Source organism: Bacteroides sp. 44_46 (assembly GCF_001915465.1).
Lineage (GTDB): Bacteria > Bacteroidota > Bacteroidia > Bacteroidales > Bacteroidaceae > Bacteroides > Bacteroides clarus.
In genome coordinates, this window is the sequence record NZ_MNQO01000014.1 from 83,281 (window position 1) to 98,151 (window position 14,871).

The window sequence follows — 14,871 nt, forward strand, 5'->3', positions numbered from 1 at the left end:
TAATATCATAATTACGGGAAGTTAACTCGATACGGTGAATGAAGTTAACTTCCCGTATTTCTTTTTATATCGTTTTTTCTCCCTATCTTTGCGATAATTCTATAATAACTGATACTGAAATGAAAAAGATTTTACTGTTAGGTTCCGGTGAGCTGGGTAAGGAATTCGTGATTTCCGCTCAGCGCAAGGGGCAATACATCATTGCCTGCGACTCTTATGCCGGAGCACCCGCCATGCAAGTGGCAGACGAATGCGAAGTGTTCAGTATGCTGGACGGTGACGCATTGGAACGTGTAGTACGCAAACACCGGCCGGATATTATTGTACCGGAAATTGAGGCTATCCGTACGGAACGCTTGTACGATTTTGAGAAAGAAGGTATTCAGGTTGTGCCCAGCGCGCGCGCAGTAAACTTTACCATGAACCGTAAAGCCATCCGCGACCTCGCCGCCAAGGAACTGGGACTGAAGACCGCCAAATATTTCTATGCCACTTCTTTGGACGAACTGAAAGCCGCTGCCGAAAAAATCGGTTTCCCCTGTGTGGTAAAACCGTTGATGTCTTCTTCCGGTAAGGGACAATCGCTCGTGAAGAGCGCCGACGAACTGGAGCATGCCTGGGAATACGGTTGCAATGGTAGCCGTGGAGATATAAAGGAGCTTATCATCGAAGAGTTCATTAAGTTCGACAGTGAGATAACCTTGCTGACAGTTACCCAAAAGAATGGTCCCACTCTGTTCTGTCCGCCTATCGGCCACGTACAAAAGGGTGGTGACTATCGCGAGAGTTTCCAGCCTGCCCATATCGATCCCGCTCATTTAAAGGAAGCGCAGGATATGGCAGAGAAAGTAACCCGTGCCCTGACAGGCGCCGGTTTGTGGGGAGTGGAATTCTTCCTGAGCCATGAGAACGGTGTTTACTTCTCCGAACTCTCTCCGCGTCCGCACGATACGGGTATGGTGACACTGGCAGGAACGCAAAATCTGAATGAATTCGAATTGCATTGCCGTGCCGTACTTGGCCTGCCTATTCCGGGTATCAAGCAGGAGCGGATCGGTGCAAGTGCCGTTATCCTGTCGTCCATTGCCAGTCAGGAGCGTCCTAACTATCGCGGTATGGAAGAGGTGGCCAAAGAAGAAGATACTTACTTGCGCATCTTCGGCAAACCGACTACCCGTGTCAATCGCCGTATGGGCGTTGTATTATGCTATGCGCCGCTGGGCAGCGACCTTGATACGCTGCGCGATAAAGCCAAACGAATAGCCGAGAAAGTAGAAGTGTACTAAGCCTGAGTTAAGTACATTTAAATATAAAGTGTGAAGTATAACGGTGCCCCAACCGCATGGTTATACTTCATACTTAAATAACGTTTAATCAAACAATCCCGGGTAAATCTCTCCACCCAGTTCGCTCACATTCAGTTGTTGCTGTAACTTTCCGTCCGACGAATAGAACAGTTGGAATTCTTCATTGGAATTGTAAACTTCCACTTCGATAACAATTATTGTAGGATGTTTGGGGAAAGTGATTATTCTCACATCTTTTAATCTCATGGAAGACATAATGCTTTCCATAAACGCTTCGGCAACGGGAGCGGGAACTTTCTCCAGCGACTCCACGTCATTCTCCGTCATTACCCATTGGGCATTTTCATCGAACCACACATCTATCTCCCGATTGTCCATAACGAACTCCGCCACATAACATCCCGCCATCTGTTCCCATTCCACATTAACGGCTTGCGGGTACATCTTCTCAAAGGCAGCCTGTATTTTCGCGGGAAGCTCTTTGGCAAAGGCGGAAGCAGAAACAAGCAGTAGCATACTTGCTACGAAACAAAATCTAAATCTTTTCATCTTAAAATACAAAACATTAAGTATAAAATATGAGGTATAACAATGCCCCGTCCGCATGGTTCATACCTGATACCTCATATTTTATACTTTATGTTTCGTATTTCAAACATTCAGCCTTCCCTTGTAGGAAAATGCTTTCTTCCCGAAATCAATATCCGGCAATACGGCATCAGCGGCAAACAGCCCGTAAACGGATGCCCCCGAGCCACTCATTGACGCATAGACGGCACCCTGCCTGTACATCTCTTCCTTTATTTCTCCGATAGCGGGAAATTGAGGAAACACGCTCTCTTCAAAGTCATTCATCATATACTCTCTCCATTCTTTAACGGGCAACTGTATCGTCTCCTTTAGTGACCGCTGCGGACGGCGCGGCTTTATTTGCGAAAAGGCGTCCCGTGTGGAAACGAATATGTCCGGCTTTACCAACCAAAGCTGATACCCCTTCAACGACAAAGAAACAGGTGAGAATATATTCCCGATACCTTCCGCGTAAGTGGGGGCGTTCCGGATAAAGAAAGCGCAATCCGCACCCAGACGGGCCGCGTGTTCTTCCAGTTTGTCAAGACTCAAACCGAGATTGAATTTCTCATTCAGCAGTTTCAGCATAAAGGCGGCGTCAGCCGAACCGCCCCCCAATCCGGCTCCCGAGGGAATACGCTTGAACAGATGAATATCTACCGGCGGCAGGTCGAACAACTCATCCAGCAGTTTATAAGCCTTTACTACCAGATTGTTTTCCGCTTCTCCCGCTATTTCTATACCTGCCTGATGCAGGCAATATTTTCCGTCACCGTCATGCAACGGGTTTATTTCCAGCGCATCTTCAATAGGAATAGGGTAGAAAATGGTTTCCAGATTATGGTAACCGTCCGGGCGTTTCTCTGTAATGTTCAGCCCCAAGTTTATTTTAGCGTTCGGAAAAGTAAGCATTGTTAAACCGAGAATTAAGAATTGAAAATTAAAAAACAAAAAACGGGCTGCCAAAGCGGCTCCGGACACAAAGTTAATGAATTCTGTTTATAGTAGATTGAAAACTTAACAACGATTTATTGATTGCTATCAATAAAATCATTTATCTTTGCTTTCCCTTTTGAAAGGCCGACTATTATTTCTTAATTTTTAATTTTCAATTTTTAATTCAAAAAGTGGCAGAACAAAGACGAACTACACGTACTCCGAAATCAAAAGCACCCCAGCCCGTCAACGACTACGGGCGTATCCAGCCGCAGGCGCCGGAGCTGGAAGAGGCTGTGCTCGGTGCATTGATGATTGAGAAAGACGCTTATTCATTGGTGAGTGAAATTCTCCGTCCGGAATCTTTTTACGAGCATCGGCATCAGCTGATATATTCCGCTATTACGGACTTGGCGGTCAATCAGAAACCGGTGGATATCCTTACGGTCAAAGAGCAGCTGGCCAAACGCGGAGATTTGGAAGAGGTAGGCGGTCCGTTCTATATAACCCAGCTCAGCAGTAAGGTAGCCTCTTCTGCGCACATCGAATATCACGCCCGTATTATCGCCCAAAAGGCGTTGGCGCGCGAGCTGATAACATTCACCAGCAATATCCAGTCCAAAGCGTTCGACGAGACGCTCGATGTGGACGACCTGATGCAGGAAGCCGAAGGCAAACTGTTCGAGATTTCCCAGCAGAACATGAAGAAGGACTATACGCAAATCAATCCGGTCATTGCCGAAGCGTACGACCTTATTCAGAAAGCCGCCGCCCGTACCGACGGTTTGAGCGGCCTCGAGAGCGGATTTACGAAGCTGGACAAGATGACTTCCGGTTGGCAGAACTCCGACCTTATCATTATAGCCGCCCGTCCTGCCATGGGTAAAACGGCGTTCGTGCTTTCCATGGCAAAGAACATCGCCGTGAATTTCCGCAACCCTGTCGCCCTGTTCTCCCTTGAAATGAGTAACGTGCAGTTGGTGAACCGTCTTATCTCCAATGTGTGCGAAATTCCGAGTGAGAAGATTAAGAGCGGACAGCTTGCCGACTACGAATGGCAACAGCTGGACTATAAATTGCGTGACTTGCTGGATGCGCCGCTGTATGTGGACGATACTCCTTCTCTTTCCGTATTCGAGCTTCGTACCAAAGCCCGTCGTCTGGTTCGCGAGCATGGGGTAAGGGTTATTATCATCGACTACCTTCAGTTGATGAATGCCAGCGGTATGTCGTTCGGCAGCCGTCAGGAAGAGGTGAGTACGATTTCCCGCTCGCTGAAAGGATTGGCCAAGGAGTTGAATATCCCTATCATCGCCCTGTCGCAGTTGAACCGTGGTGTGGAGAATCGTGAAGGAGAAGAGGGCAAGCGCCCGCAGTTGAGCGACCTTCGTGAATCCGGAGCCATCGAGCAGGATGCCGATATGGTATGTTTCATCCATCGTCCCGAATATTACAAGATTTATACTTCCGCCGACGGTAGCGACTTACGTGGTATGGCGGAGATTATCATAGCCAAGCACCGTAACGGTGCCGTGGGTGATGTGCGCCTGCGCTTTATCGGCCAGTACACCCGCTTCCAGAATCCGGAGGACGATATGGTGATTCCGCCGCCTACCGAAGGTGGCGGGGGAGCTACGTTCGGTTCGCGTATGAACGCGCCCATCGGCAGTCCTTCTACGCCACCGCCACCGTCTGCCGCCGACTATATGCCTCAAACGGACAATCCGTTTGGCGGGGTGGGGTCGGACGGGCCGTTGCCGTTCTAACAAAAAAACGAATCAAGGATGTACCGGTTATCGAGATAGAGGTACATCCTTGATTTGTTTTTTAGCCCTGTGATAGGGTTATCCCGCCTTGTTACTGTCCGTCCTTTTTCATCCTCAACACCCTGATCCCCGTAAATTTCTTATTGTTTTTCAGCATCTGTGCCAACGGCCTCTGCGTAATAACCACCATTTTCCGGGTAGAAGAAGCGTGAAGCAGCTTCAACACTCCTCTCTCATAATAGGCAAGCCCCAGATGAACAACATCCAATCCCGGAATATTGGTGGTGATGGCTATGATATCTCCATTCTTTATCCAACCGAAACCATTGTCGGGCAGCTTGTTCTTGGGGATATAATGAAAGACTTGTCCGGACAGGGACTTTTCTATTTCTTCCATCTTACCGATGTTGGCGGGAGATGACTCCAAGTGCTTGTACGCTTTGGCATGTGTAGACATGAAATCGAGGGACAGCCTTACCGTATCAGGACTGTTGGCTGCGGCCACATCTTCCATGAAGCCATGCCTGACACCGTTATTAACCCAATCGGCAATGTAATGCAGGCGGGACGTGTAACCGTCAATTTTACCGTCACGGTAACGGATGTTTTGCAGGTTTCGCGCATAGTCGGCCTTATCTATCGCCCCGTCCTTGACGGGGGACAGTGACAGAGCCAGCACATACTCCACAAAAGTGGTGCAATCCACTTCGTCGAAGTTGACTACGAGTTTCTCCTCGTCGTTCACTTCCAGCGTATGCGCCACATAGGGAGTTTTGAGGAAGCTCAATCCGTATTTCAGCATGGCATTGTCCGCTTCCTGTGCAGAGACGGACGATGCGATTGCCAAAGTACAGCATATACCGAGTAAAGTGGAAGGCATACCGGATAAAACACGGATTCTGCCGGATAAGGCTTTCATTGTCAAACGGTTTAGTATTTATATATCAAACTCTTGAAATCCGTTTTCTTGTCGAACGGAACAATCGTAAAACCATAATCGATGGCATTCCACTTACCGCAGTATATCAGGTAAGGTTCATGAGCCAAAGCTCCCCAACTGTTGTCGCCGCCTACGCCCATCATGCGGTAATCCAAGAAGAAATCTACCGAATGTTCCGGTTGCGGATCGGTGAGGTGACGGTGATTGGTCTTTTCGGTACGGGGAGAGCCGTTTTCGAGAGAGTCGCCGCTATCCAGGCTTTCCAGCGGATAGTTGGACACGTTCATTTCAAAAGTGCGGTCGGCTACAAACAGCAAGCCTTCTTGCGCCTTGTCGGTGAGGGTGCACCAATAGATGTCCGTGCGGTGGTTGTTTTCCTGCGGGCGGACATAAGGCTCGTACATGTCTTTGATGCCCGACGTGTATTCGCCGATGAACTGTGAAGTGCGGCGGTCGCGGTAATTCTCTTCCGGACCCCGGCCGTAGTAGGTCAGCGAGGTGATGCGGGCGGGCAGTTGCATGCGCAGCCCCACACGCGGTATCATCGGTGTCTGGGCATTCTCCGCGACGAAGCGGTTGTCCACCTTGATGACGCCGTTGCCGTACACCTTATACGTTATATCCCAGCGGGCATTGGTCTGCGGGAAGCGGTAGGTTACTTTTACCGCCGTAGTGTCTTTGTCACGCGCTACGTTGAAGCTCTCGGCTTTCGGCTCCTGATAGCTGGCCTCTTTCCACGCTTTCAAACGTACGGGAAGCTTGGCTCCGTAATCATTGTCGGTAGGGGCGCGCCAGAAGAAGGGGCGGGGACCTTGTCCGTTGTGAATGAATTCCTGCTTCTTGTATTGGTAAGATACTAACAGACCGCTTTGCTTGTCGAATGTGGCTTTGAAGTCTGCACCGGAGAAAATGACTTGCCGGCCATTGTCTTCCGAACCGGCGAATGCCTGCTTCGGGGCGTTTTCCTTGTGGAAAGTATATACATAGGTTTGTTCGCGCGCGATGACCGTACCTGCCGGAAGGAACGGTTCGGGTGTACGGATGGCGGCATAGAACTCTATGCGTACGTCTCCGGTGGAGTTATTGACGACGGGAATGCCATTCAGGAACGGACTGGTAACGGTCTGTCCCGGTTCGGCTTTGATGTCCTCGATACGTCCTTTGTAAATCTCCTTGCCATGATGGCGGACGATATAATAAAAGTCGAATTTGTCGAGATTGGTAAAGGAGAAGTCGTTCCGTATCTTTACGACAAAGGCTACACGGTCGAAGTCGAAGAACTTGATGTTCTGATACACCTTTCTCATTTCCTCGGTCTGCGGCTTGACGCTGCGGTCGGGATATACCACACCGTTGATGCAGAAGTTGCCGTCGGACGGAGTACCGTACTCACCGTAATCGCCCCCGTACGTCCAGTATTTGCGGCCGCCAGCGGTCTTGGCGGCAAGTCCCTGGTCTACCCAATCCCAGACGCAACCGCCTTGCAGGATGGGATACTTCTCGATGATGTTCCAGTAATCCTGGAAGTTACCCAGGCTGTTCCCCATGGCATGGGCGTATTCGCAGAGAATGAGCGGGCGGGTCATTTCGGGGTCTTGCGCGTATTTCTCAATATGGGCGGGGCGGTGGTACATGGGGCAGAAGATGTCCGTATTCCATTCCGTCAGGGCGCGTTCGTATTGTACGGGGCGGCTGTCAAGCGCTTTCAGCGTGTTATAGGTGACGTAGAAGTTCAGACCGTTTCCCGCTTCGTTGCCCAATGACCAGATGATGATGCTCGGATGATTCTTGTCCCGCTCATACATATTCAGCGTGCGGTCTACATGGGCGTTCATAAACAGCGGATTGTTTCCCAGCGTGCCGCCTACGCTCAGATTGTAGCCCATTCCGTGGCTCTCGATATTGGCTTCGTCTATGACGTAGAAGCCATACCGGTCGCACAGCTCATAGAAACGTTCCTGTTGCGGGTAGTGGCAGGTGCGGATGGTGTTTATGTTGTACTGCTTCCAAAGCTCGAAGTCTTTCAGCATGAGCTCTTCGGGAACGTAATGCCCGGTGTATTCATTATGCTCGTGATAGTTGACGCCTTTCACGAGGATAGGTCTGCCGTTTACCATCAGTTGCTTGTCCTTTATCTCTACGGTACGGAAACCGACTTTGCAGCTGGTGGCCTCGATAACGTCGCCGTTGATATGCTTCAGGCTGATAACGAGCGTGTAGAGGTCGGGCGTCTCGGCTGTCCATTGCAACGGTGCTTCGATTGTCTTGGGGGTGAACTCCACTTCCGTCTGACCGTGACCCACACGGGTCGAGGACTGGGCAATCTGCCTGTCTTTGCTGTCCAGCAAGCGATAGCCTACGACGAACGGGACTTCCTTGTCGGTTTTGTTGGCGAACTTCACTTTCAGTTTCAGGATTCCGTTGCGATAATCTCCGTCCAGAGGCGTTTCGGCCTTGAAGTCCGTCAGATGTATTTGCGGGCGGGCATACATGTAAATATCCCGTTCGATGCCGCTGATGCGCCAAAAGTCCTGACACTCCAGATAGTTGCCGTCGGAAAAGCGGTGTACCTGTATGGCTATCACGTTCTCGCCCCTGTGGGCAAAGGACGTAACGTTGAAGCGGGCAGGGGTCTTGGCGTCTTTGTTCATGCCGACAAACTTGCCGTTGAGGTAGTAGAACGCCGCTCCGCGCACTCCGTCGGCGCTCAGGAAGATTTCTTTGCTCTCCCAATCGGCGGGCAGGGTGAAGGTGCGGCGGTAGGTTCCCGTGGGATTCCATTCCTTGGGCACGTACGGCGGATTGGGCTTATCCCAGTAAGGAGCGTAGCCGGAAGAGCAGAATTCGTACGGGTGGTTGACGTAGATGGGAGTGCCGAAACCCTGCACTTCCCAGTTGCCGGGGACGTCGATGTCCGGCCAGCGGCTTACGTCTGTCCGGGCATCCATGAAGTCGGTGGGGCGGTCGGTGAAGTTCTCTACGTAGTTGAACTTCCACTTTCCGTTGAGGGAGATGCGGAATGTTCCGTTCTTGCGGTCGTTGATGACGGCGTCCGCCTCGTTCGTATAAGAGGTAAAGGTACTGCGGGGCGGTTCTTTGTTGATGTTTGTCAGTCGGGGATTGGTGATTTGCGCGTACCGGTCTTCCTGCGCCGCGAGGGCGAGAGGAAGAAGGGCGGCAGCCATCAGTAGTCTTTGTATTTTCATGATAATGGAGTTTTAAGGTTTGAACGGGTTGACGATGGTTGTAATCGTGTTGTTTTCGGAAGTGCTGTTATTCCGGAAAGGCAAGTCCTTCCCTCAACCATTTTTCCAACTCGCCGGTCCATTGGCGCTTGTACGTGAAGTTGTCACGGAAGCCCCAGCCGTGGCCGCCAGTAGGATAGACATGCAGCGTGGCGGGTACTTTTTGTTCGCGCAGGGCGAGGAAGTAACCGATGCCGTTGATGGGCAGTACGGTTGCGTCATCGGCGGACAGCATGATGAAGGCTTGCGGGGTTTGGGGAGATACCTGCCGTTCGAGCGAGTATTTCTGTTCCAGTTCGTCAGAAGGAGCCTCGCCGATGAGGTTCTTGCGTGAACCGCCGTGAGTGACGCCTTTCAGCATGGAGATAACGGGATAGAACAGAATCTGAAAGTCGGGACGAGTGGCGTCACTGCCGTACAGTGTGGCAAGAGAGGCTGCCAGATGTCCGCCTGCGGATGCTCCCATGATACCGATACGGTTAGGATTGAGCCCCCATTCTTTGGCATGCCCGCGTACGAGGCGGATGGCTTGCTCGGCGTCCGACAGGGGAACTTCGTTGTGCCCGTTCGGCATGCGGTACTTCAGCACCGCATACGTGATGCCTTGCGTTGTAAACCAGGCTGCCATGTCGTGCCCTTCGTGGTTCATGGCGAGACGGCCGTATCCGCCGCCGGGACACATGATGACGGCCATACCGTTGGGTTTGGCCGGACGGTAGACGGTAATGGACGGATTGACCACATTGGCGACGCGTCCGCCTTTCAAATCTTCCTGCGCACCGGTCAGCCCGTTGGTATTGGGCGCACCGTCAGGCCACAACAGCAGTTCGACGGGTTTCTGCGCGGACAGTGCCGTCGCTGCGAATAAAAGGGATAGGAATAGTATTTTTCTCATGATGTTGAACTTTAATTTATATCAAATGAATATGTATAACCTGACTGTACATATTCATTTGATGAATATCGTTTTATATTGTCCGAGCTTATTTCAGTATCCTCGCGGCTTATTTTGTTTTCATCGAAGCTTTGACGAGATAGAATATCAGGATGGCATAAGCGCCCAGCGCCAGCACTTCGGACCATGTGTTGTTGAGCCATGCGTCGTTCACCAGGTTTACGCCGCCGAAGCGCATTGCCGCACTTACCACGCCCATCAGCGCGCCGCCTGCAATGAAACCGGATGCCAGCAGCGTACCTTTCTCACCGCGTTCTGCGTTGAGGGCTGCATCTTTGCTGCGACCGGTTACGTACCAGTTTACGGCGCCGCCCACCACCAACGGAACGTTCAGTTCCAGCGGGATGAACATACCCAGCGCGAAAGCGAGAGCCGGTATCTTACAAGCGTTCAGCACGATAGCCAACACCGCACCGATGCCGTACAGCAACCACGGGGCGCCCACACCGTTCATCAACGGTTCGATAACCGCCGCCATTGCGTTGGCCTGCGGAGCTGCCAGTTGTCCGCTGGTAAATCCGTAAGTCTTGTTCAGGATAATCATCACACCGCCCACGGTAGCCGCCGAAACGATTGTTCCGAGGAACTTCCACGTTTCCTGCTTGACGGGGGTGCTTCCCAGCCAGTAACCGATTTTCAGGTCAGTGATGAAACCGCCCGCCATAGACAGCGCCGTACACACCACGCCGCCCATCACCAAAGCCGCCACCATTCCGCCGGGGCCTTTCAAGCCTACCGCCACCATTACTACCGATGCAAGGATAAGCGTCATGAGCGTCATGCCCGATACCGGATTCGTACCCACAATGGCAATGGCATTGGCCGCTACGGTGGTAAAGAGGAACGAGATGCCCGCAACGAGCAGGATAGCCACCACCGTGTGCAGCAGATTGCCCTGCATCACGTCGAAGTAGAAGAACAGCGTAACCAGTATCAGCGTGATGATGGAACCGATGGCGATAATCTTCATGGAAAGGTCGCGTTGCGTACGCTTCACGCCGGCTTCCGCATCGGCCTTGCCGCCCATCTCTTTGGCGGCCAGTCCCACGGCGCTCTTGATGATGCTCCATGACTTGATGATGCCGATGATGCCCGCCATTGCGATACCGCCGATACCGATGCTCTTGGCGTAGTATTTGAAGATTTCTTCGGGAGACATGGCGCCTACGGTGGCGGTAATCTCCGGGTTCCATTGATTGAGCACGCTGTCGCCCCAGATGAGGGACATGCCCGGAATGATAATCCACCACACGGCCAGCGAACCGGCGCAGATGATGGAAGCGTATTTCAGTCCGACGATATATCCCAGACCCAGTACGGCCGCTCCGGTATTCACCTTGAATACCAGCTTGGCTTTCTCCGCCAGCATTTCGCCGAAGCCGCATACGCGGGTGGTGAAATTCTCGTTCCACCATCCGAAGGTGGCCACGATGAAGTCGTAAAGACCGCCGATGATACCCGCCATCAGCAACGGTTTCGCCTGGCTGCCGCCTTTCTCGCCCGATACAAGCACCTGCGTCGTTGCGGTCGCTTCGGGGAAGGGGTATTTGCCGTGCATGTCGCTTACGAAATATTTACGGAACGGGATAAGGAAAAGAATACCCAGCACACCGCCCAGCAGCGAGCTGATGAATACTTGCGCGAACGTTACGGTGATTTCCTGCGGATAGCTTTCCTGCAGGATATACAGTGCGGGCAGGGTAAAGATGGCGCCTGCCACGATTACCCCGGAACTGGCTCCGATGGATTGGATGATGACGTTTTCGCCCAGCGCGTTCTTGCGTTTGGCTGCGCCGGACACGCCGACGGCGATGATGGCGATAGGGATGGCCGCCTCGAATACTTGTCCCACTTTCAGTCCCAGATAGGCTGCCGCCGCCGAAAACAGAACCGCCATGGCGATACCCCACAGTACCGACCAGAGGTTCACTTCGGGATATTTCCTGTCGGGGCTCATCAAGGGGTTGTAGACTTCTCCCGGCTTTAGCTCCCGGAACGCATTTTCCGGCACGCCGGTCAGTTTCTCTTCTTCTTGTTTCATGATAGTTGTTTTATTTTTATTGTTATGATTGCGATATGTCTTGATTATCCGCTTTGTAAATGTGTAATTTCCGTCCTGCGGGATGAAATAAACCGTCTCACGAGACGGATTTATTCGTCTTACGGGACGATATTTTTTGTCCTGCGGGATAAATATTTTCATCCCGCAAGACAAATTTGTTATAGACTTCAAAGAAAGCAAAAAAAAGGAGAATTGAAAAATTCTCCTTTATTCTGTATCATAAAAACGTTTATTTGGCGTCTTTGGCGGTCATGTCGCCCTCAACGAACAGACGTATCATTTCGGTCTTGGCGTTGGTGCGCAGCGTAATGGACTTCTTGAAGTGTCCGGGATATTTGCCTGTACCGTTGTAGGTAATCTTGATGGTTCCGGTCTTGCCGGGCATCACCGGCTCTTGCGTGTATTCGGGCACCGTGCATCCGCAAGATGCCACGGCCTGGTGGATTACCAGCGGAGCGTCTCCTACGTTGGTGAATGTAAACGTGCAGCTTACCACCGGATTGTTCTCGGAGAATGTTCCGAAGTTATGGGTGGTCTTGTCGAATTTGATGTCCGCCCCGCCTTGTGCGCAGGCATAACCGATGCTCATAACCAGCATCAACATATAAAAAGCAAGTTTCTTCATGTCTTTATCTTTTTTAATTACACAAGGTGCAAAGGTAAGCCATTTCCGCAAAAATCACTCGTACTCTGTGCGAAATTGTATTAAATCGGTATCAGAAACCATTGTGACGGATGATGAGCAGGGAGAAATAAGGGAAACGGAGCGTTTCGAGCTGCTGCCTGTCGCTGATGTATTTCTCTTGCGGAGTGCCTACGTTCTCAAAATAACGGTAGTCGTATTCGGGATGCAGGCGGATGCAGCGGTGTACCTCGCCTGCGCATTGCGACAGCTTCATGATGACGACTGTGCTCCCCGACTGTATCAGCCGCTCTATCTCTTCGGCGGTGGTGATGCCGGGAATTACGGTCAGCCTCTCTTCCTGGCTGGCGATGTGCAGTCCGCCCCGCGCTCCGGCGGCGATGAAGGCGGGGATGCCGGCAATCTGTTCCACGGGGATGCCGGCGGCTTGCAGTTTCTCATATATATAATGTATAGAGGAGTAGAAGCCTGCATCGCCCTCTGCCACGACGGCCACTTTCCTGCCTGCGTGATGCAGGGAAAGGGCTTCGGCGTACACTCGGTCGTAGGCGTTGAGGGCGTCCGTCCGCTGCTTGCTCATGGGCAGGGAGAAGCGGCGGATATGGCCGGCGGGTATGTCGAGCCGGAGCATGATGTCGGCGGCACGTGAGAGGGGACGGCCGTCGCGGGCGGGCGTTTCGGGACAGAAGATGCAGTCGGCGGCTTGCAGGGCTTTCAGTCCTTTCAGGGTAATCAGTTCGGCTTCTCCGGGGCCGAGGGATACGAAGGTGATGGGGAACATTCTGTTTTACTGTTAATCCGGTTAGAAATAAAAAGGAATTTCGGGATGCAAAAGTCGGGAAATAATCGGTAGTAAACAAGATATTATTTATCTTTGTTATTTCTATCAAATAATCTGCGAGTATGGATTACCAACTGAATACACGCTTGAACGGCAATATCGCGATGACATCCCGCTTCCACGAAAGCAAGCCGCTGCAACGTGACAAGACTTTGTATAAGTTTCTGTGGGTGCAGGGCGGTACGCTTACCGTCGAGGTAGACCACATCCCCATGAAGCTGGAAAAGGACGAGATTATTACGCTTACCCCGCTGCATCATCTGGATATCAAAGAGGTGGAAGGCGAGTATCTGGCTTTTGTGTTCAACAGTAACTTCTACTGCATCTACGGGCACGACGACGAGGTGTCCTGCAACGGATTCCTGTTCTACGGCTCGTCCCGGGTGATGCGGTTGAAGCTGTCGGAAGAGCAGTCGTCCAACCTGCGCGACATAGTCCGGATTTTCCGTCAGGAGTCCGCCGTTAATGATAATCTCCGGGAGGAGATGCTGCGGATTGTGCTGAAACGTTTCATCATCACGTGTACACGCATTGCCCGTACACGGTTCGGTGTGGGGCGGGAGAATGAACAGACGTTCGATGTTATCCGCCGGTTCTATGTGCTGGTAGACAGTAACTTCCGCGAGAAGAAGCAAGTACGGGACTATGCCGATATGCTTTGCCGTTCGCCTAAAACGCTGTCCAATCTGTTTGCGGCCTGCGGATTGCCTTCACCGCTTCGCGTCATCCACGAGCGGACAGAGGCGGAAGCCAAGCGGCTGTTGCTGTACACGCGCAAAAGCGCTAAGGAAATCGGCTCTATCCTGGGCTTTGAGGACGTGGCCGCCTTCAGCCGTTTCTTCAAGAAAATGACGGGCGGGAGCGTGTCGGACTACCGAAAACAGGCACAACGGGAAGAATTGCCAACTGTTACGGAATAATTGCCATTCCGCAACCGGCCGGAAACAGGGATATTTGCAAAAACATTTCACCGGAGCCGTAACGTCTCTTCAGTGAACCTAAAACAACAAAGATATGAAAACGAAATTGCAAAACCTGTTTCTTGCGGCGCTGACACTGGCCGCTTCTTCCCAAAAGCAGGGTGTTAACCTCATCCGTGTGGCTATTCTTGTGATATTTGTATGGATAGGCGGTTTGAAATTCTGGAACTACGAAGCCGAAGGAATCGTACCGTTCGTGGCAAACAGCCCGTTCATGAGTTTCTTCTACAACAAGCCTGCGCCGGAGTACAAGGAATACAAGCTGAAAGAGGGCGAGTTCAACGAAGCCAAGCACCGGTGGCACGCGGAGAACAATACCTACGGTTTCTCCCGCGGCCTCGGCATACTGATTATGACAATCGGTATCCTTACCTTCCTGGGGATATTCTCTCCCGGAATCGGACTGGCAGGAGCCGCGCTCGCCCTCATAATGACTGTCGGCACGCTTTCGTTCCTCGTCACCACCCCCGAGGTGTGGGTTCCCGATTTGGGAAGCGGAGAGCATGGCTTCCCCTTGCTGACCGGAGCCGGACGACTGGTCATTAAAGATACCGCCATCCTTGCCGGAGCCATCGTGGTGCTGGCGGACAGCGCGAAAAGAGTATTGAATCGATTAAAGAAATAAG

At 51.8% G+C, this 14,871-nt stretch carries 12 protein-coding genes; 4 read left to right on the plus strand and 8 right to left on the minus strand.

Annotated elements, in window-relative coordinates:
* Window positions 1–119 precede the first annotated feature (119 nt).
* Window positions 120–1,286, plus strand: coding sequence for a formate-dependent phosphoribosylglycinamide formyltransferase (gene purT, locus BHV73_RS06725; protein WP_009120825.1), 1,167 nt, complete (start codon window positions 120–122; stop codon window positions 1,284–1,286).
* Between the two features lie 84 nt (window positions 1,287–1,370).
* Here the strand turns inward: purT and BHV73_RS06730 are convergent, their stop codons facing one another.
* Together BHV73_RS06730 and ispE are read right to left on the minus strand one after the other, a co-directional pair.
* Window positions 1,371–1,856: a PepSY-like domain-containing protein gene (locus tag BHV73_RS06730; RefSeq protein ID WP_039950307.1), complete on the minus strand. Its 486-nt coding sequence runs from the start codon at window positions 1,854–1,856 to the stop codon at window positions 1,371–1,373.
* A gap of 102 nt (window positions 1,857–1,958) precedes the next feature.
* Entirely contained in the window at window positions 1,959–2,789 is an 831-nt protein-coding gene (ispE, locus tag BHV73_RS06735) for a 4-(cytidine 5'-diphospho)-2-C-methyl-D-erythritol kinase (protein ID WP_286737413.1), read from the minus strand.
* Window positions 2,790–3,004: 215 nt separating this feature from the next.
* On the opposite strand from ispE, the gene dnaB reads away from it, so the two are divergent.
* Window positions 3,005–4,579: a replicative DNA helicase gene (gene dnaB / locus BHV73_RS06740; RefSeq protein WP_009120828.1), complete on the plus strand. Its 1,575-nt coding sequence runs from the start codon at window positions 3,005–3,007 to the stop codon at window positions 4,577–4,579.
* Between the two features lie 91 nt (window positions 4,580–4,670).
* On the opposite strand, the gene BHV73_RS06745 is transcribed toward dnaB, so the two are convergent.
* From BHV73_RS06745 to BHV73_RS06770, 6 genes are all read right to left on the minus strand, one after another.
* On the minus strand, window positions 4,671–5,498 hold the full coding sequence (locus BHV73_RS06745) for an N-acetylmuramoyl-L-alanine amidase-like domain-containing protein (RefSeq protein WP_373129511.1): 828 nt from the start codon (window positions 5,496–5,498) through the stop codon (window positions 4,671–4,673).
* Window positions 5,499–5,509: 11 nt separating this feature from the next.
* A complete protein-coding gene (locus tag BHV73_RS06750) occupies window positions 5,510–8,725 on the minus strand; it encodes a glycoside hydrolase family 2 TIM barrel-domain containing protein (RefSeq protein WP_286737414.1) in 3,216 nt (1,071 codons plus the stop codon).
* Window positions 8,726–8,792: 67 nt separating this feature from the next.
* A complete protein-coding gene (locus tag BHV73_RS06755; RefSeq protein ID WP_009120832.1) occupies window positions 8,793–9,659 on the minus strand; it encodes an alpha/beta hydrolase in 867 nt (288 codons plus the stop codon).
* 109 nt (window positions 9,660–9,768) lie between these two features.
* Window positions 9,769–11,760: an OPT family oligopeptide transporter gene (locus tag BHV73_RS06760; protein WP_039950403.1), complete on the minus strand. Its 1,992-nt coding sequence runs from the start codon at window positions 11,758–11,760 to the stop codon at window positions 9,769–9,771.
* Window positions 11,761–12,010: 250 nt separating this feature from the next.
* Window positions 12,011–12,406 carry a DUF1573 domain-containing protein gene (locus BHV73_RS06765; RefSeq protein ID WP_009120834.1) on the minus strand — a complete coding sequence of 132 codons (396 nt, stop codon included), beginning with the start codon at window positions 12,404–12,406 and terminating at the stop codon, window positions 12,011–12,013.
* 91 nt (window positions 12,407–12,497) lie between these two features.
* The gene (locus BHV73_RS06770; protein ID WP_009120835.1) at window positions 12,498–13,205 is read right to left on the minus strand and encodes a precorrin-2 C(20)-methyltransferase; all 708 of its coding nucleotides are present in this window, start codon (window positions 13,203–13,205) and stop codon (window positions 12,498–12,500) included.
* Between the two features lie 122 nt (window positions 13,206–13,327).
* Between BHV73_RS06770 and BHV73_RS06775 the strand changes: the two genes are divergently transcribed.
* Both BHV73_RS06775 and BHV73_RS06780 read left to right on the plus strand, forming a co-directional pair.
* Window positions 13,328–14,185 carry an AraC family transcriptional regulator gene (locus BHV73_RS06775; RefSeq protein WP_009120836.1) on the plus strand — a complete coding sequence of 286 codons (858 nt, stop codon included), beginning with the start codon at window positions 13,328–13,330 and terminating at the stop codon, window positions 14,183–14,185.
* 94 nt (window positions 14,186–14,279) lie between these two features.
* Window positions 14,280–14,870, plus strand: a complete 591-nt coding sequence (locus tag BHV73_RS06780) for a DUF417 family protein (protein WP_009120838.1) — start codon at window positions 14,280–14,282, stop codon at window positions 14,868–14,870.
* Window position 14,871 lies beyond the last annotated feature (1 nt).

Bases quoted from the DNA above. Each gene is read 5' to 3' on its own strand.
- BHV73_RS06780 (WP_009120838.1), top strand. From the start codon at position 14,280: ATGAAAACGAAATTGCAAAACCTGTTTCTTGCGGCGCTGACACTGGCC.
- BHV73_RS06775 (WP_009120836.1), top strand. From the start codon at position 13,328: ATGGATTACCAACTGAATACACGCTTGAACGGCAATATCGCGATGACA.
- BHV73_RS06755 (WP_009120832.1), bottom strand. From the start codon at position 9,659: ATGAGAAAAATACTATTCCTATCCCTTTTATTCGCAGCGACGGCACTG.
- BHV73_RS06765 (WP_009120834.1), bottom strand. From the start codon at position 12,406: ATGAAGAAACTTGCTTTTTATATGTTGATGCTGGTTATGAGCATCGGT.
- purT (WP_009120825.1), top strand. From the start codon at position 120: ATGAAAAAGATTTTACTGTTAGGTTCCGGTGAGCTGGGTAAGGAATTC.
- ispE (WP_286737413.1), bottom strand. From the start codon at position 2,789: ATGCTTACTTTTCCGAACGCTAAAATAAACTTGGGGCTGAACATTACA.
- BHV73_RS06760 (WP_039950403.1), bottom strand. From the start codon at position 11,760: ATGAAACAAGAAGAAGAGAAACTGACCGGCGTGCCGGAAAATGCGTTC.
- BHV73_RS06750 (WP_286737414.1), bottom strand. From the start codon at position 8,725: ATGAAAATACAAAGACTACTGATGGCTGCCGCCCTTCTTCCTCTCGCC.
- BHV73_RS06745 (WP_373129511.1), bottom strand. From the start codon at position 5,498: ATGAAAGCCTTATCCGGCAGAATCCGTGTTTTATCCGGTATGCCTTCC.
- BHV73_RS06730 (WP_039950307.1), bottom strand. From the start codon at position 1,856: ATGAAAAGATTTAGATTTTGTTTCGTAGCAAGTATGCTACTGCTTGTT.
- BHV73_RS06770 (WP_009120835.1), bottom strand. From the start codon at position 13,205: ATGTTCCCCATCACCTTCGTATCCCTCGGCCCCGGAGAAGCCGAACTG.